The 18,463-nt window shown below is 41.8% G+C and carries 12 protein-coding genes; 6 read left to right on the forward strand and 6 right to left on the reverse strand.

Annotated features, from left to right (window positions below; all coding sequences use genetic code 11):
- Positions 1-2: 2 nt before the first annotated feature.
- The 6 genes from malQ to ACRRSQ_RS17870 are packed head-to-tail and all read left to right on the forward strand — an operon-like array spanning position 3 to position 11,600.
- The gene (gene malQ / locus ACRRSQ_RS17845) at positions 3-1,979 is read left to right on the forward strand and encodes a 4-alpha-glucanotransferase (RefSeq protein WP_440877140.1); all 1,977 of its coding nucleotides are present in this window, start codon (positions 3-5) and stop codon (positions 1,977-1,979) included.
- A complete protein-coding gene (glgB, locus tag ACRRSQ_RS17850; protein WP_440877141.1) occupies positions 1,939-4,152 on the forward strand; it encodes a 1,4-alpha-glucan branching protein GlgB in 2,214 nt (737 codons plus the stop codon). The genes malQ and glgB overlap by 41 nt, the downstream gene beginning before the upstream one ends.
- Complete coding sequence (gene glgX / locus ACRRSQ_RS17855) at positions 4,142-6,199, forward strand: glycogen debranching protein GlgX (RefSeq protein ID WP_440877142.1); 2,058 nt, start codon at positions 4,142-4,144, stop codon at positions 6,197-6,199. The genes glgB and glgX overlap by 11 nt, the downstream gene beginning before the upstream one ends.
- Positions 6,192-8,672, forward strand: a complete 2,481-nt coding sequence (locus tag ACRRSQ_RS17860) for a glycogen/starch/alpha-glucan phosphorylase (protein ID WP_440877143.1) — start codon at positions 6,192-6,194, stop codon at positions 8,670-8,672. Before glgX ends, ACRRSQ_RS17860 begins: the two co-directional genes overlap by 8 nt.
- Positions 8,673-8,716: 44 nt before the next feature.
- Positions 8,717-10,018 carry a glucose-1-phosphate adenylyltransferase gene (gene glgC / locus ACRRSQ_RS17865; RefSeq protein ID WP_440877144.1) on the forward strand — a complete coding sequence of 434 codons (1,302 nt, stop codon included), beginning with the start codon at positions 8,717-8,719 and terminating at the stop codon, positions 10,016-10,018.
- A 13-nt stretch (positions 10,019-10,031) separates the two neighbouring features.
- A complete protein-coding gene (locus ACRRSQ_RS17870; protein ID WP_440877145.1) occupies positions 10,032-11,600 on the forward strand; it encodes a glycogen synthase in 1,569 nt (522 codons plus the stop codon).
- Positions 11,601-11,684: 84 nt separating this feature from the next.
- Here the strand turns inward: ACRRSQ_RS17870 and ACRRSQ_RS17875 are convergent, their stop codons facing one another.
- The 6 genes from ACRRSQ_RS17875 to rpoZ all read right to left on the reverse strand — a co-directional run bounded on the left by ACRRSQ_RS17875 (position 11,685) and on the right by rpoZ (position 18,401).
- Positions 11,685-12,356: a PEP-CTERM sorting domain-containing protein gene (locus ACRRSQ_RS17875; RefSeq protein ID WP_440877146.1), complete on the reverse strand. Its 672-nt coding sequence runs from the start codon at positions 12,354-12,356 to the stop codon at positions 11,685-11,687.
- 156 nt (positions 12,357-12,512) lie between these two features.
- Positions 12,513-14,591 (reverse strand): ATP-dependent DNA helicase RecG, encoded by a 2,079-nt coding sequence (gene recG / locus ACRRSQ_RS17880; protein ID WP_440877234.1) that lies wholly within the window; start codon positions 14,589-14,591, stop codon positions 12,513-12,515.
- A gap of 51 nt (positions 14,592-14,642) precedes the next feature.
- The gene (trmH, locus tag ACRRSQ_RS17885) at positions 14,643-15,350 is read right to left on the reverse strand and encodes a tRNA (guanosine(18)-2'-O)-methyltransferase TrmH (protein ID WP_440877147.1); all 708 of its coding nucleotides are present in this window, start codon (positions 15,348-15,350) and stop codon (positions 14,643-14,645) included.
- Between the two features lie 47 nt (positions 15,351-15,397).
- Positions 15,398-15,787 carry a RidA family protein gene (locus tag ACRRSQ_RS17890; protein WP_440877148.1) on the reverse strand — a complete coding sequence of 130 codons (390 nt, stop codon included), beginning with the start codon at positions 15,785-15,787 and terminating at the stop codon, positions 15,398-15,400.
- 77 nt (positions 15,788-15,864) lie between these two features.
- Positions 15,865-17,973, reverse strand: a complete 2,109-nt coding sequence (gene spoT / locus ACRRSQ_RS17895) for a bifunctional GTP diphosphokinase/guanosine-3',5'-bis pyrophosphate 3'-pyrophosphohydrolase (protein ID WP_440877149.1) — start codon at positions 17,971-17,973, stop codon at positions 15,865-15,867.
- A gap of 149 nt (positions 17,974-18,122) precedes the next feature.
- Entirely contained in the window at positions 18,123-18,401 is a 279-nt protein-coding gene (gene rpoZ, locus ACRRSQ_RS17900; protein ID WP_440877150.1) for a DNA-directed RNA polymerase subunit omega, read from the reverse strand.
- Positions 18,402-18,463 lie beyond the last annotated feature (62 nt).

Below are 18,463 nucleotides of genomic sequence, written 5' to 3' on the forward strand. Positions count from 1 at the left end.
TTATGGATGAAAAAAGCAAACTTTGCTACTTGCAAGGTATAGGCTTAGAGTACGTCGATTATCAAGGGAAACAGCAAATAATTGCTCAAGAAATTAGAGATCAATTATTAATTGCTTGCGGACATCAATTAGAAACTAACTCTGTTAATCAAGCAATTGAAGATCTTGACGCTTTACCTTGGCTAGACGTATTGCCAAATATTCAAGCCGTTAATGAAGACAGTTGCAGTATAAAATTGCGCTTTGCACCGCACCTTATTAAGCAGAGCTTTACCTGGAAAATTCTCAACCAAGCACAGCAAGTTATTGACCAAGGCCAAGCGCTCGCCAATACACTAGATGAAAGTGGTCATTACTTTTATCAGCAGCAACGCTTTAGTGAACGCCTACTTAAACTTGAGCATTTACCAGCCAACTATTATCAATTAGAGGTTGAGCTTTTAAATAGTACATATACAGGTGAGCTGATATGTCGCCCAGCCCAGTGTTACAACCCGATAAAAGATGACAAAGTTTGGGGTGTATCGGTACAACTTTATAGCGTAAAAAGCACAGATAATTTTGGTATCGGCGATTTTAACGATCTCAAAATGCTGATCAGTATGAGCGCAAAAGCAGGGGCTGATTATATTTTACTAAACCCGCTACATAAGCTTTTTCAGCACTCACCTGAGCGCGCCAGCCCATATAGTCCAAGCGATAGAACTCAACTAAACCCGCTTTATATTAGCCCAAGATTAAGTGAAGACTTTGAAGAAGTCGACGTTAGTATTAATACTGATGAACCCTTTATTGACTATCAAGCAGTCAGTACCGAGAAGCACGCCATATACATTCAAATGTATAAATCTTTTTGCACACATCACTTAGAACACAATACCGCTCGTGCACAGCAATTTAGCAGCTTCAAAGCTAAGCACCATGCATGGCAATTAACAAACTTTAATTACTATTTACAATGGCAAGCGCATCAGCAATTGGAATATTGTCAGCAATTTTGCCTGCAATTAAAGATGAAAATTGGCTTAATGCTCGATTTAGCGGTCGGTTGCTCACCCGATGGTGAAGAGTATGATCGCAACCAAGCTTTATTTGCTAATAAAGTGAGTATTGGCGCACCACCTGATCCAATTGCTCTCGATGGACAAAATTGGGGATTACCTGCGCCGAACCCAACACAATTAAAGTTACATCAATACAAACCCTTTATTTCTTTGCTTAGAGCAAATATGAAACATTGCGGCGCATTACGTATCGACCATGTCATGGGCTTATTGCGTTTATGGTGGTGTATTCAATACCAAGAGCAGCAACATGGTTGTTACGTCTATTATCCCTTTGAAGACTTAGTTGCTATTTTAGTGTTAGAAAGCCAGCTAAATTCCTGCTTAATTGTCGGCGAAGACTTGGGCATTGTGCCACCAGAAGTGATAACTAGCATGGCTAAAAATCACATTTTTGGTAATGACATTTTTTACTTTGAAAAAAACACTGATGGTAAATTTAAGCAGCCGCAAGAGTATCGACAAAATGCGCTGTTAATGATTGCAAACCACGACGTTCCACCATTTTTTGCTTGGTGGCAGACTGACGATTTACAAATAAAAAACAACTATCAATTGTTTAGCCAGCCACAACAGTACAGTGAAGCGTTAGCGCAGCGAGAGCAAGACAAACAACACCTTATTCAATGGTTAGGTAATGGTGATATAACCGACACTAGCCAAAGCATATATCAAGCTGTTGCGATAAAACTTGCAACGGCTGCAAGCACCTTATTTTGTCTGCAAATCGAAGATCTTGAAGGCAATACCACGCCAGTTAATATTCCCGGAACCGACAAAGAATACCCAAACTGGAGTCGACGTTTGAATCAGCCGTTAAGCAAGACCTTTGCACAAACTAAGTTGTTTGACTCAATTAATTTAGGAAGATTACATGCCAAAGAACAATCAAGTAACCACAACCTCGCTACCTGATTATTTTCATTTTGCTGAGGCATTAGAAAATGCCTGCTTCGAAGATATTTTTAGTTTTCTTGGTGCCCATCTGAACGATGATGGTACCGTGTGTTATCGCGTTTTCTTTCCAGAAGCAGAGCAAGTCACCTTGCTAATTAACAACCAAGAATTTTTATTTTCTCGTTACCAGTTAACCCACTTATTTTATCTTGAACTACCAAAAACCGAGCACTATCGCGATTACCAACTTAAAGTGCAATACGCCAAAGTCACCGTTACTCAATACGATTGTTATGCCTTTGACTCGACTTTAGATTTAGATGCGATGTATTTATTTAATGAAGGTACGCTCGCGCATGCACATCATCACTTAGGCGCGCAAAAATTAGTGGTTAATGGTGTAACGGGTGTTCGTTTTGCGGTTTGGGCACCAAATGCAAAGTCGGTATCAGTCGTCAATGATCTTAACCATTGGGATGCAAGATGTCATGTGATGCGCAAACACCCGGGCTCTGGTGTTTGGGAATTATTTATTGCCGATGTAGACTTAGGTGAAAACTACAAATACAGCATTTTAACCCATACCCATCAACGCTTAGAAAAAGCCGATCCGTTTGCTTTTCAAATGCAGCTACCGCCTCATACAGCATCGGTTACCAGTGAATTAGCTAAAGCACGGCCAACTCAAACAGAGAGCGCGGTGATCAACCAAGTTGACCAAGCCATTAGTATTTACGAGGTACATTTAGGTTCATGGCGCCGTATTCCAGAGCAAGGTAATCGCTACTTAAATTATCGCGAATTAGCTGAACAACTTATTCCTTATGTGGTTGAGCTAGGTTTCACCCATATTCAGCTAATGCCAATTACTGAATACCCGTTTGATGGCTCTTGGGGTTACCAGCCGATTGGTATGTTTTCGCCTACTCATAGATTTGGTTCAATTGACGACTTCAGCTTTTTTGTTCAAGCAGTAAAAGCTGCTGGCTTAGGTTTATTGGCTGACTGGGTACCTGCACATTTTCCTTCTGATCCTCATGGCTTAGCAACGTTTGACGGCAGCCATTTATTTGAACATGCCGACAGCCGACAAGGTTACCACCCTGATTGGCAAACTCATATTTACAACTACGATCGCGCAGAAGTTCGTAGTTATTTATTATCTAACGCAACTTTTTGGATAGAAAATTTCCAATTAGACGGGCTTAGAGTCGATGCTGTCGCCTCGATGCTTTATTTAGATTACAGCCGTGAAGAAGGTCAATGGTTGCCGAACAAATATGGCGGCCGTGAAAATTTAGCCGCAATTAGTTTACTACAACAAATTAACCAATCTTTATATCAAAATAATCCCGACATTATGATGGTTGCGGAAGAGTCAACCTCGTGGCCAGGTGTCACGCAATTAACCACCAATGGCGGTTTAGGTTTTGGCTATAAATGGAATATGGGTTGGATGAATGACAGCTTATCTTATATGAGCAAAGATCCCATATATCGACAACATCATCATCATGAAATGACCTTTTCGATGATTTATGCCTATAGCGAAAACTATATTTTGCCGCTAAGTCACGATGAGGTTGTGCACGGCAAAGGTTCACTAATTAATAAAATGCCGGGCGACGATTGGCAAAAATTTGCCAATTTACGTGCTTATTATGGGTTTATGTGGGCGCATCCGGGCAAAAAACTCCTATTTATGGGCTCAGAGTTTGCGCAATACCACGAGTGGGATCATGATCATTCTCTCGACTGGCATTTGCTTGATACGCCAAAGCACCAAGGTGTTAAAAAGTTAATCACTGACTTAAATGGCCTTTATAAAAACTACCCAGCATTGCACCAGTGCGACAATAACGAGCGCGGTTTTTCTTGGGTCGATCAAAATAATCATCAACAAAGTATTTTCAGTTTTGTTCGATACGACCGCGAACATAAAACCAAAGTTATCTGCATTAGCAACATGACACCAAACGTTCATCATCATTTTGAATTGGGCGTACCAGAGGCCGGTGCTTATCAGGTTATTTTAAATACCGATAGCGCCAAATATGGCGGCAGTGATATTGCGCCAGAAAATATAATTAAGGTCTTTCCTAAAGACAATCATGGTTTTAGTCATAGTATTTCTCTTACTATTGCGCCACTGGCCAGTTATTACTTGTTGAGTATTGCTGATGAACACTAACATCAGCGCATCACAAGGTCATGGTTTTACCTTAGGCGCAAGTCGCGAGGGGGAAAATACCAACTTTGCTATTTATTCTTCTACCGCTAAAAAGATAGAACTCTGTTTGTACGACCAAAACGGCGACAATGAAATTGCGCGTTTTGCTATGCATCAAGGCGAACAAGCCATTTGGCATATTGAGCTAAGCGGCATAGGTGATCATCAAATTTACAGTTATTATGTTTATGGCGATTACCTGCCCGAACAAGGTGTTTGGCACGATCCAACCCAACCACTATTAGACCCTTACGCAAGAAAAATACACGGTCAGTTCTGTTGGTCGCGCGGCATTTTAGAAGAAGATGAAGAAAAATACTGGTTAAAACCGACACCACCAAAGGCAGAAGTTAGCCATATTGATAAGTACCAAGGGGTTCGTCCGAACATTCCTTGGCACAAGATGTTTATTTACGAATGTCATGTTAAAGGCACGACGCAATTATTCCCCGATATCAAAAATAGCGTGCGGGGTAAATTTCTCGGCTTAGCGGACCCTAGTTTTATTAAGCATCTAAAAAATCTTGGCATAACCGCAATCGAATTATTGCCTAGCCAGTATTTTATTAGTGAAGAGTTTATCGTTAACAAAGGCTTATCGAATTATTGGGGCTACAACACATTAAACTTTTTTGCCCCACACCCTGACTATTTAGTTGCCGATGATGTACGCGAGTTTCAGCAAATGGTCGCTGCGTTTCATCAAGCGGGTATCGAAGTTATTTTAGATGTGGTTTATAACCATACCGCAGAAGGCAACAATTTAGGGCCAACCCTATCGTTTCGGGGTATCGACAATAGTTATTACCGCGTACACAAAGAAAAACCAAGCGAATACATCAATGATACTGGCTGTGGCAATACGGTCGATATTACCACGCCAGCGACATTACGTTTGGTGATGGACAGTTTGCGCTATTGGGTTGAATACATGGGCGTTGATGGTTTTCGCTTTGATTTAGCCACTATATTAGGGCGAAAATACGCTGGCTACCGAACCAACTTAGCGTTCTTTCAAACTATCAACCAAGATCCCGTTTTAAGCCGCGCAAAAATGATCGCAGAACCTTGGGATATAGGTCCTGGCGGCTACCAACTCGGTGCGTTCGCCGCCCCATGGCGTGAATGGAACGACCAATACCGCGACGCTGTGCGTCAATTTTGGCGTGGTGACAACTTCCAATTACCAGTATTTGCTAAACATTTTCATGGTTCGGGTTATTTATTTGAAGGCAATAACCGCCCGGTCAGTTCAGGTATTAATTTTATTACCGCTCACGATGGTTTTACCCTCAATGACTTAGTTTCATATCAAGACAAGCATAACTATGCTAACGGCGAAAATAACCGCGACGGCCACAGTGACAACTTATCTCACAATTGGGGAGTTGAAGGTGAAACTGACGATAACGCTATAAATGCTTTGCGTCTCACCATGCAAAAAAATCTACTGCTCAGTTTAGCCTTGTCACAAGGTGTGCCGATGATCTGCGCCGGCAGTGAAGTAGCACATTCACAATCGGGAAACAACAATGCCTATTGCCAAGACAACAAAATAGGCTGGATTGATTGGCAAAAAGACGGGCAAGCGCCAGAGCAGCACCCCCTTTACCAGTTTATTCAAACAGTATTTTCATTGCGTAAAGAAATGAGCTTTTTTCAACAAGAGCACTTTATTCATGATGATGATGAACGCTTTGATCTGCAATGGCTCAATAGCCAAGCGAATGCGATGAGCGACGGTGACTGGCAACAAGGCGACAATCACCACCTTGGTTACTTGATCACCGATAAAGTTGAAAAACAGTCGATGTTAGTGCTCTTTAATGCCAGTGCTAGTGACTTGTTATTTTCACTACCGAGTAATCAAAAATTATGGCAGCTACGCATCGACACCAGTAGCGTCGAACAAACAGAAATTATATTCCCAAGTGCTTGCGGTATTACCGTTAAAGCACATTCTAGTTGTGTGTTATCTAGCACTGAACAGGAGATCGACTATGAGTAATGATGTAAAGAAAAAGGCTAAAGTGAGCAACTTACCTAAAGCAAAAAGTTTTAGTGAAAAATCTCTCGCTGATGATTTAGGTCATCACTTTTATTACACCTTAGGCAGAGATCAACTCACTGAGTCTCATCATTATTTATTTCAGGCGCTAGCTTATACCGTGCGCGACCGCTTGGTAGCAAAGTGTAGAAAAACGCTACATGCTCGTGCCGCTGAGCCAAGTAAACAAGTCGCTTATTTATCATTAGAATTTTTGATGGGCCGCGCATTAAGTAATGCTATTTTAAATCTAGACCTCGAGGATGATGTTAGCCAAGCATTGCAACAATATGGCTGCGACTTAGAATCGCTTAGCGAAGCTGAACACGATGCCGGTCTAGGTAATGGTGGTCTTGGTCGTTTAGCTGCTTGTTTTTTAGATAGCTGTGCCAGCTTAGCATTGCCCGTTACCGGTTACGGTATTCGCTATGAATACGGCATGTTTAATCAAAGCATTAATAATTGCCAACAAATTGAGCAACCCGACAATTGGTTACGCGAAGGCCATCCGTGGGAAATATCTGCACCTGAGCAAAGCCAGCGAGTGAAGTTTTTTGGTCACGTAGAAACCCATAAAGATAAAAATGGTCGTGTGCATCGCGTATGGGTAAATAGCCAAGACGTACTTGCTGTACCTTATGATGTGCCTGTTCCCGGATATCAAAATGATGTCGTGAATACACTTAGATTATGGAAGTCGGAAGCCACTGACGAGTTTGATCTTGAAGAGTTTAACGCCGGCAGTTACACCGAAGCGGTAGCGAAGAAAAACCTTGCCGAACAAATTACTATGGTGCTCTACCCTAACGATGCCAGTGAAAATGGTAAAGAATTACGCTTGCGTCAGCAGTATTTCCTTTGTTCTGCAACGCTACAACATATTCTGTCGCAGTGGGTACAAAAACATGGCAACAACTTCGACAAATTCCATGAATTTCAGGTTTTCCAATTAAACGATACTCACCCAAGCATTGCTGTGCCTGAGTTAATGCGTTTGTTAATGGATGACTATGAACTGTCTTGGGACGACGCATGGCAAGTAACCAGTCGCTCTATGGCGTATACCAATCATACCTTGTTACCGGAAGCCCTAGAGAAATGGTCAACTGCCTTATTTGAATACTTATTGCCACGCATTTTAGAAATTATTTACGAAATCAACGCGCGATTTTTAACGCAAGTAACATATCAATGGCCGGGCGATGTTGAAAAGCAACGCGCAATGTCAATTATTGAAGAAGGGCCATCACCACAAATTCGCATGGCTTATTTAGCCATTGTCGGCAGTTATTCAGTCAATGGCGTTGCCGCACTGCATACGCAATTATTAACCAGTGGTTTATTTGCTGATTTTTACCAACTTTGGCCTGAACGGTTTAACAATAAAACCAATGGCGTAACACCAAGACGTTGGTTAAGTCATTGCAACCCAAAGCTTGCAGCCTTGATTACCGAGAAAATCTCTGATGGCTGGGTTGCTGACTTTTCACAAATAAAGCAATTACGCCATTACTTTGATGACAAAAAATTTATTGCTCAATGGCAGCAAGTTAAAACGGATAACAAAAAGCAATTAGCGGCATTAATTCAAAAAGAATGTAACGTTGAATTTGACCCTAGCATGATGTTTGACGTGCAAGTAAAACGCATTCATGAATACAAAAGACAATTGCTCAATATTTTGCATGTTATCCATTTATATGAGCGGGTACGTAACAACGAGCTAGAAGACTTTACTCCACGCTGCATTTTATTTGGTGGCAAAGCGGCGCCTGGCTACTTCATGGCTAAGCTTATCATTAACCTTATTTGCAATGTCGCCAAAGTTGTCAATGAAGATCCTGCATGCAAACCCTATTTACGGGTCGCATTTTTACCCAACTACAACGTAAGTGCCATGGAGGTTATCAGCCCTGCAACTGATTTGTCAGAACAAATCTCAACAGTGGGCAAAGAAGCTTCAGGCACTGGCAATATGAAATTTATGATGAATGGTGCCTTAACCATAGGCACCTTAGATGGCGCTAATATAGAAATTAGTGAAGCGGTTGGTTTAGAGAACTTTTTCTTATTTGGCGCACGTAGCGAGCAAGTCGCCGATATTCACGCACACTACCAACCACAAACCACGATTGATAATTCGCCCAATTTGCAACGTGTTTTGCAGTTACTTGCCAGTGGTCATTTTAATTTATTTGAACCAAACAAGTTTCAACCGCTGATTGATTCAATTAAAGACCCGAATGATCAATGGCTTACTGCTTATGATTTTGATAGCTATGTAGAAGCTCAAGAAAAAGCCAACATCGCTTATCAAGATCAACACTACTGGCAACAGTTAAGCATTTTAAATACCGCTGCCAGCGGCCAATTTTCCAGTGACCGAACCATCAGTCAGTACAATCAAGACATCTGGAAGCTTAGCAAAGGTTAACGCATTACATTTAAAAATATTGTCATACTTACGGAGAAGTTCACATGCCCAATTATCAAGACCGTTACATTAGTAACTTAACAAAAGAAACTTATGCTTTAATACTAGCCGGTGGCAAAGGCTCACGTTTACATGAATTAACCGACTGGCGTGCCAAACCAGCGATGTATTTTGGTGGCAAGTTTCGTTTAATCGACTTTCCACTATCAAATTGTGTTAATTCTGGCATCCGTCGTGTTGGTATTGCGACACAGTACAAATCGCACTCATTGATCCGTCACGTGAATCGCGGTTGGGGTCACTTTAAAAAAGAATTGGGTGAGTCAGTTGAAATTCTACCGGCATCTCAGCGCTGTGGCGACGAGTGGTATTGCGGTACAGCAGATGCGGTATTTCAAAATATCGACATTATCCGACACGAGTTACCTAAGTATGTGATGATCCTATCTGGCGACCATGTTTACCGTATGGACTATGGTGCATTAATTGCCAAACACGTTGAAACTGGCGCCGATATGACAGTATGTTGCATTGAAACTCCGGTAAAAGAAGCAGCGGGTACCTTTGGTGTAATGACGGTTGATGAAGATAATCGCGTGCGTCGCTTTGACGAAAAACCCGCTATTCCGAATTCGCTAATTAACAAACCCGACATCTGTTTAGCTTCAATGGGTAACTATGTTTTTAATACGGAATTTTTGTTTGAACAGCTTGAACGAGACGCTAAAAATGAACGTTCGGGCCGCGACTTTGGCCATGACATAATTCCATCAATAATCGAAAATCATAATGTCTTTGCTTTTCCATTTAGCGATCCGAATGCCGAATCTCAACCTTATTGGCGCGATGTCGGTACTTTAGATTCATTTTGGGAAGCCAATATGGATTTAGTATCACCTTCTCCACTGTTAGATTTATATGACAAAGAGTGGCCGATTTGGACCTATCAAGAACAACTTGCACCCGCTAAGTTTGTCTTTAACGACGAAGACCGTCGCGGTAGTGCCACCGATTCAACGGTATCAGCAGGCTGTATTATTTCAGGCGCAACCATTAACCGTTCTTTATTATTTTCCAATGTACATGCGCACTCATACAGCTCAATTGAAGAGTCAGTTATTTTACCTAACGTTATTATCGAGCGAAATTGTATCGTCAAACGCGCTATTTTAGACCGTGGTTGTGTTATTCCTGAAGGCTTATCAATTGGCGTTGATCATAAACAAGATGTTGCTAATGGCTTTAGAGTATCGAAAAACGGTATTGTTTTAGTGACTCGTGATATGCTTGTCGCCCTAGAAAAATTAAGTGCTGCCGAGCAAAATAATAGTAAAGCGTTAGCGTAGAAAAAGGAACAAGATGTTAAAACAGGTGTTAATGGTTGCCGCGGAAAATGATGTTATTCCCGGCGCTAAAGTAGGTGGTGTAGCCGATGTGGTGCGTGATGCACCACAGGCATTAGCCAAAAACAGTATCAATGTTGACGTCGTCATTCCTGATCATAATCACTATCATCAAGGTTTAGATGCTAGCCTAGTAGCGACTATCGATGTGCCTTTTCGAGGACAATTAACCTCAGCATCACTATACAAAGTTCATCATGGCGAGCAAGCAGGCATTAATCAATATGTCATTTGGCATCCTAGTTTTGATAACGATGGTAAGGTTTACCACCACGACCAAGACGGACGCCCGTTTGCTTTTGACGCGAATAAATTTGCCTTATTCTCTGCCGCCTTATGTGAATTTTTAAAGCATGATTTTATTAGCCGCCCTGATGTTATTCATTTGCATGATTGGCACGCAGCTATTGTCGCTGTTTTACTTGCCTTTGATCCTAACTATCAAAACCTTAGCAATATTAAACGCGTTTATACCGTGCACAATATTGCCCTGCAAGGGGTTAGGCCGCTTAACCAAGACGACTCAAGCTTAGAAGCTTGGTTCCCGCATTTAGCCTATCAAGGACAACTTATTTGCGACCCAATACATTTGCATTGCTTTAACCCAATGCGTGCCGGCATTACCTTGTCTGATAAAGTGCATGTTGTTTCACCAACTTATAGCCAAGAAGTGCAATTACCCAGTAATAATGCTTGCGGCTTTTATGGCGGGGAAGGCTTAGAAAACGACTTAAAGCAGGCGCAACAAGCGGATAAACTGGTCGGTATTTTAAACGGCTGTGAATACCCAGAAAGTACTACAGCCCCTATATCAATGTCACAATTTTTAGCGCAAGCAAGTCAATGCTTATTAGTGTGGGCAGCACAGTCAGCGCAATTACGCTCAACACATTTTATTGCTAGCGAGCGCATTCGCCAGTGGCAAAGCCAAGATGCACAGACAAGCCAAACGGTCACTGCGCCAGTAGTCACTAGTGTTGGTCGTTTAACCGAGCAAAAAGTAAGATTATTGACTGAGGCTGATAATCATCAACAAGTCATTAATAGCTTGCTTGATACATTAGCCAAGCATCAAGGGCGTTGTATTTTAATTGGTAGTGGTGATACGTATTTTGAAGAGCAACTCACCATAGCAATGGCCAAGCATAATAACTTTCTGTTTCTCAACGGTTTTGATTCTGAGCTTTCTTTAGCACTTTACCCGTTAGGGGACCTATTTTTAATGCCAAGCTCATTTGAACCATGCGGCATTAGCCAAATGTTAGCAATGCGTGTTGGTCAACCTTGTATCGTTAACCAAGTTGGCGGCTTAAAAGATACCGTGCAGCATTTAGAGACAGGGTTTAGCTTCTCTGGTGAGAATATTGAGCAGCAAAAAGACGCGTTACTGCAATGCTTTTCGCAAGCCTTAACGTTATTCAATGATGAGCCTAAGCACTTTCAGCAGATTGCTCAACAAGCGAAACACTGTCGATTTGATTGGCAGGCCAGTATTAGCCAATACCTCACTAAGCTCTATCAATAAGCTGTACCAATAAATTCTGGACAAAATTACCGCCATAAAAAAAAGCACCAAGACTTGGTGCTTTTTTTGTCTACATCATGTCAATTATTTGTTAACACGACGCGCCGCAAAACCGACTACACCTAAGGCAAAAATGGCTAACGTTGAAGGCTCTGGCACTGACGCAGCGGCAGAAACCAAGCTAATTGGACTTTGAGCATCACCAATATGCATAAAGTTTTTGCTTGAATCAGCAACAGTAAATTCTAAAGACGCTTCGCCGCCATTTTCAAAAAAGTATAATTCAATTGAATGCGTACCAACATCTAGGAACTGGCTGCCTTCAAAACGGCGCTCAGCATGTAAATTTGGATCATTAATCGTTAACAAACCATCAATATACAAAAAGACACCATCATCATTCCATGTTTGGAAGAAATAATCTTGTGCAACTGACGTAGTGAAATCACCGGTTATTTTTGCAAAAAATTGGTTATTTAAAGAATGACTAGTACCATTTGCATCCGCAGCTTCTGCTGAAGGCCAGCGGTTACTACCTGCAATATCGCCAGCAAAACCTGCTGGGTCATCAGTAAAATCAATAACATCAAATACGCCTGACGCACTGGCAGCATTGTTATCTGCATAATCCTTTAAAAGATCAACGTTATTGCTCCAATAGCCATTGTATTGCTCAACCAATAAACCCGCTTGCGCATTAATTGACGCACACAATAAAGTAGACAGTGCTAAAACCTTAATTAATCCGTTTTTCATCTGTATATCCTGTTCAATTTAAAATACTCAACTGGTCATACCTCTGCATGATGTATACCAAAAATTAAACAGTTGTTTTAATTGGGATAAAAATAGAGTGAAAATACTAATGTAAAGAATATTGACAGTGAAACTAACGTAACAACTAGGTCTCGGTTAAACCGCAGAATATTTTTCTTTATTGGCTAACCAGCGATTAATTAACGCATTGGCTTTATCAGGGTATTTTTTCCACAACACATAGGCTTGTTGTTGAATTTCTGGAATAAGGTCGGCATCACGCAGTAAATCAGCGATTTTTAATTCAGCGAGTCCGGTTTGGCGAGTACCCAGCAATTCGCCAGGGCCTCTAATTTCTAAATCTTTTTGAGCGATAACAAAGCCATCATTGCTATCTCTGAGCACAGCTAAGCGTTTGGTTGCCGTTTTTGACAGTGGGCTTTTATACATCAAAACACAATGAGAGGCGACAGAGCCTCGCCCTACCCGCCCACGAAGCTGGTGCAATTGTGCCAAGCCTAAGCGCTCTGGGTTTTCAATCACCATTAAACTAGAATTGGGTACATCAACCCCCACTTCAATTACGGTGGTTGCCACTAACAAATCAAGCTCGGCATGTTTAAATTGCTCCATCACCGCTTGTTTTTCAGCCGCCTTCATCCGGCCATGCACTAAGCCAATTTTGAGTTCGCTTAATTGTGCTTGTAAATAGCTCGCGGTATCTTCTGCGGCTTGGCATTGCAATACTTCAGATTCTTCAATTAAGGTACATACCCAATACGCTTGTCGGTTATCGTTTATGCAACCTTGGCGAATACGCTCTATCACATCATCACGACGTGTATCCGGTAAAGCGATAGTTTGAATGGGTGTTCGCCCAGGTGGCAACTCGTCAATAACCGAGGTATCTAAATCGGCATACGCGGTCATCGCTAACGTACGCGGAATTGGTGTCGCCGTCATAATAAGCTGATGCGGATAATTGCCCTCAAAGATACCTTTTTCACGTAACGATAGTCGTTGATGCACACCAAATCTGTGCTGCTCATCAATTATCACTAAAGTGAGTTTTTGAAAAATCACTTGCTCTTGGAACAGCGCATGGGTGCCAACGGCTAGTTGCATTTCACCACTGGCTATTTTTGCCAATGCTTCACGCCTCGCCTTGGCTTTTGTTTTACCCGCAAGCCAGCCAACATTAATACCTAAAGGTTCAAACCAATTGGCGAAATTAATGGCATGTTGTTCGGCCAAAATTTCTGTTGGCGCCATCAAGGCAACTTGAAATCCTTGTCCAATAGCTGTTAATGCTGCAAGGGCAGCCACTAAGGTTTTACCAGAGCCAACATCACCTTGCACTAAACGCATCATTGGTAGCTGTTTACTTAAATCGGCGCGAATTTCGCCAACCACTCGGCTTTGGGCATTGGTTGGCGAAAAAGGTAAGGACGCAAGAAATTTCTCTTCTAGATTTTTATCTATAGTAAGTGCCAGCGCTGGATGAACATCGCTTGATTCACGCAGCTTTAACATGCTCAAATTGTGCGCTAGCAATTCTTCACGAATTAGGCGTAGCTGCGCTGGGTGTTTACCGTTTTCTATTTGCGTCGTTGAGCTATCTGGTGGTGGGCGATGAATTAACGCCAACGCTTGCTCGAGTGAATAACCTTCAAGGATAAATTCTTCTGGCAATAATTCTTCAACCTGACCCCGCGCTAAACGCTCTAACGCTTGCTCGGTTAAATTGCGCAGCGTTATTTGGCGTAAACCGTCAGTGGTTGGATAAACCGGCGTTAGGTTTTCTTCTACAGGCGTGAGTGGCTGGTCTTGGTCGAGCGCTTTATATTCGGGATGAACAATTTGATAACCGCCTGGGCCACGATTTACCTCGCCATAGCAGCGAATGCTTTTACCAATACTGAGGTTATTTTTCTGAGCGGCTGAAAAGTGAAAAAAACGCAAACTTATGGTACCGCTGCCATCGTCTAGCGTTACCACCATCATACGACGTTTGCCTTGCACGATTTGATTATTGGTAATTTCGCCGATGATATTGGTATAAATGCCCGGCATTAAATCGCGAATTGCAGTAACGCGAGTGCGGTCTTCGTAGCGAAGTGGCAGATGAAAAAGCAGATCTTGCAATGAAACTAAACCCAATTTCTCAAGTTTAGTCACCATGGATGGGCCAACACCTTTAAGTACTGAAATAGCAGTGTAAGCGAGTTTATTTATACCCTGATTTTGGCTCTGCTTTGATAAGGTCAAATCACTGTAACCTATGGGTTAGTCGTCGATGTTTTGCCACGCTTCTGGCGTCATCTGCATTTGTTGCCACCATTTTTCATCCGCAACAATTTGCCCGTCATCGTCAATATGTGGATAAGGCAGTCCTTTACGCTGACATGCTTCTGCAAAAATAGGGTGACCGCCTTCAAATAATACCCGTTGACGACGCTCTTGTGGCAAACGTGGTTTGTTATACATGCCAGCCGCTTGACGCTGACGCTGCGCTTCATAAAGCACAACAGAACATGCCACTGACACATTTAGCGATTGCACCATGCCAACCATAGGAATAACAATGTCTTGATCCGCCAATGCTAACGCTTGTTCAGAAGCGCCAAACTTTTCTTGGCCCAAAATAATCGCGGTTGGTTTAGTGTAATCAATTTCACGAAAATCTACTGCGGTATCTGACAGGTTAGTTACCAGTACTTGCATGTTTTGCTTTTTTAGCTCGGCAATGGCATCTTCGGTTTTGCTATAATTGTGAACGTCGATCCAATTTTGACTACCTGCCGCACTACCACCAGAAACGCGCATCTGTTCATTTTTCCATACCGCATGCACATCGCTTACGCCAATGGCGTCACAGGTACGCACTACAGCGGCCAAGTTGTGGGTTTTATGTACGCCTTCCATGCAAACAGTTAAATCAGGCTGACGCTGATCAAGCATTTGCATAATGCGCTGGTGTCTTTCTGGGGTCATATTTTTACTCGACTATTTACTACTACTGGCAAGCATGTAACAGGTGTTTAATTTACGTTTGGTAATTCCATTACGCCATCAATTTCAATGGCAACATCTTTTGGCAACTTTGAAATTTCGATCGCTGCACGTGCTGGGTACGGTTCGCTGAAATACTGGCTCATAACGTCATTTACAGTGGCAAAGTTTGATAAATCCGTTAAGAAGATGTTCACTTTAACCATGTCATTAATGTCGCCACCGGCTGCTTCACATACCGCAGATAAGTTTTTAAATACTTGATTTGCTTGCTCGGCAAAACCACCTTCAACCACTTCCATGGTTGCAGGCACTAGTGGGATTTGGCCTGAAAGGTAAACGGTATTTTTAACTTTAACCGCTTGGCTGTAGGTACCAATTGCGCTTGGCGCATTTTCTGTACTAATAATTGATTTCATTGATTCACTCTCTTAATTAATTATTGAAATTAAAACTGTGATAATTCCAAATATTCTTTAATGATTTAATCGGCAACTTATTTATTACGAATGACGCGTTGCACATCAACCATCACTTTAATTTTTCTAATAATATCAGCTAAGTGGATTCGGTCTCGACAGGTTATTTCCATATCGATAGCGTAAACACCTGAGTCTTTTTCGCCTGAGTTTAATGAATGCACATTTGAGCCGCACTTAGCAATAACATTGGTTAAGCTCGCTAATGCGCCTTGATGATTCATAATTTCAATGCGTAACTTAGCCACAAAATCACGAGTAATATCGCTGTCCCACTTAACGGGGAACAGGCTACCTTGTTCGTGACCTTTAATATTTCGACAGCCAGATTGATGCACCATTAACCCTTTACCTGGGCTTAAATAAGCAAGAATGCTATCACCAGGAATAGGACGACAACATTTACCATAACTTACCATCATGCCTTCGGTGCCTTTTATTGGCATTTTAGCTTTATTCGGTGAACTCGGTATTTCACTGTCTTCAGTAAATTCATCGGTAAGTCGGCGCGCAATACCAATACTTAATGCATTACCTAAGCCGATGTTTACTAACAACTCGTCAAGGTTTTCGTTTCCGCTTTCTTTGACAACTTGCTCAACTTTTTCAGGGGTAATATCATCTAGCTTGGTTTTACCTAACGCATGGCTTAATAAGCGTAAACCTAACGCTTTTGATTCGGTTTGCTCTTGGCTACGTAAATAGGTGCGAATTTGCAAACGAGCTTTTGCCGTTACCACAAAATTAAGCCAAGTGGCATTTGGTCTTGCCGCAGATGAAGTGATAACTTCGATAGTTTGCCCTGAATCAATCGGCTGGCTGAGCGGGTAAGGTTTACGGTCAACTTTCACGCCAACACAAGAATTACCAACGTCAGTGTGCACAGCATAGGCAAAATCGACGGCAGTTGCCCCCATCGGTAATTCAATAATTCGACCGTCTGGGGTAAAGACATAGATTTCTTCAGGGAATAAATCAGACTTCACGTTTTCAATAAATTCAAACGAACTACCGGCACTTTGCTGCAACTCGAGTAAACTTTGCATCCAGCGACGCGCTTTCATTTGCGCAGTTGTGCCGCTTTCGTCGCCATCTTGTTTATAAAGCCAATGTGCCGCAACGCCTTTGTCGGCCATTTGATCCATATCTTTGGTGCGAATTTGAATTTCAACCGGAATACCATGCGGACCAATTAACGACGTATGAAGAGACTGATAACCATTGGTTTTAGGAATGGCGATATAATCTTTAAATCGCCCTTCAATTGGCTTAAATAAGTTATGAACAGCGCCTAATGCACGATAACAATCGCCAAAATCATTATCCACGATTACCCTAAAGGCATAAATGTCCATCACTTCGTTGAACATTTTTTCTTTATTAAGCATTTTGCGATAAATGGAATAGAGGTGTTTTTCACGCCCCACTACTTGTGCAGAAATACCACTTTCACTCAGACGTGCTGCAATCTCTTCTTGAATATTAACAATGATTTCTTTGCGATTGCCACGCGCCTGTTTAACTGCCGACTTTAATGCACGCGAACGCATTGGATGCATAGCTTCAAAGCCAAGCACTTCCAATTCATTTTTAATATTGTGAATACCTAAACGGTTAGCAATAGGTGCATAAATGTCAAGTGTTTCACGCGCGATGCGTCGGCGCTTTTCCGGACGTAGCGACTCTAAGGTACGCATGTTGTGGGTACGATCAGCAAGTTTAATTAAGATAACGCGAATGTCTTGCACCATGGCAAGCACCATTTTACGGAAGTTTTCCGCTTGCATTTCTTCTTTGTTATCAAACTTTAATTTATCGAGTTTACTGACCCCTTCAACAAGTTCAGCAACAGTATGACCAAATAATTCCGCCAGCTCATCTTTAGTGACTTCGGTATCTTCAATAACATCGTGTAGCAACGCTGCCATTAAGGTTTCATGGTCTAAGTGCATTTTTGCCAAATTTAAGGCAACAGCAACAGGGTGAGTAATGTATGGGTCGCCACTCGAGCGCATTTGGCCTTCGTGGGCATCACGTGCAACGATATACGCTTGTTTTAATAAATCTACTTGTACTTTTGACAAGTAAGTAGATACAAAGGCCTTAAGCGGTTCAAAAAGGTACACCTAAACTCCCCAAACAGGTTTAATGCTAAGAAAACGTCACTGCTTTAACAGTTAGAATACGTTTATTTTTGGTTTTTGTAACGATAAAAAAACGCGTAATCACTAATTAGTGAAATTACGCGTTAATTAGGCTTCTAAATAAGAAGGTCTTATTCAGATTGACCGCCAACAATAGCAGCTACAGCAGCAAGTTCTGCTGACTCTTGCTGAACTTGTTCATGACGATCTGTGTCATTCATTACTTCAGTAGTAATTAAACCTTCTTCGATTTCTCGTAAGGCTAATACAGTTGGCTTGTCATTTTCTAACTCAACCAAAGGATCTTTACCGCCCGTTGCAATTTGACGAGCACGACGAGATGCTACTAACACCAAGTCAAAACGATTACCGATTTTATCAACGGCATCTTCAACAGTTACGCGAGCCATTTGGTCACTCCAACATCAAAATTCATAAAATAGCCCAGCATTTTACTTATACCTAGGTTAAT

Origin of the sequence: Thalassotalea sp. PLHSN55 (assembly GCF_052030545.1) — a bacterium.
In the GTDB taxonomy this organism is placed as follows: domain Bacteria; phylum Pseudomonadota; class Gammaproteobacteria; order Enterobacterales; family Alteromonadaceae; genus CANMXU01.

Bases quoted from the DNA above. Each gene is read 5' to 3' on its own strand.
- trmH (WP_440877147.1), bottom strand. From the start codon at position 15,350: ATGACCCCAGAAAGACACCAGCGCATTATGCAAATGCTTGATCAGCGT.
- glgB (WP_440877141.1), top strand. From the start codon at position 1,939: ATGCCAAAGAACAATCAAGTAACCACAACCTCGCTACCTGATTATTTT.
- malQ (WP_440877140.1), top strand. From the start codon at position 3: ATGGATGAAAAAAGCAAACTTTGCTACTTGCAAGGTATAGGCTTAGAG.
- ACRRSQ_RS17875 (WP_440877146.1), bottom strand. From the start codon at position 12,356: ATGAAAAACGGATTAATTAAGGTTTTAGCACTGTCTACTTTATTGTGT.
- ACRRSQ_RS17860 (WP_440877143.1), top strand. From the start codon at position 6,192: ATGAGTAATGATGTAAAGAAAAAGGCTAAAGTGAGCAACTTACCTAAA.
- ACRRSQ_RS17890 (WP_440877148.1), bottom strand. From the start codon at position 15,787: ATGAAATCAATTATTAGTACAGAAAATGCGCCAAGCGCAATTGGTACC.
- glgX (WP_440877142.1), top strand. From the start codon at position 4,142: ATGAACACTAACATCAGCGCATCACAAGGTCATGGTTTTACCTTAGGC.
- glgC (WP_440877144.1), top strand. From the start codon at position 8,717: ATGCCCAATTATCAAGACCGTTACATTAGTAACTTAACAAAAGAAACT.
- rpoZ (WP_440877150.1), bottom strand. From the start codon at position 18,401: ATGGCTCGCGTAACTGTTGAAGATGCCGTTGATAAAATCGGTAATCGT.
- ACRRSQ_RS17870 (WP_440877145.1), top strand. From the start codon at position 10,032: ATGTTAAAACAGGTGTTAATGGTTGCCGCGGAAAATGATGTTATTCCC.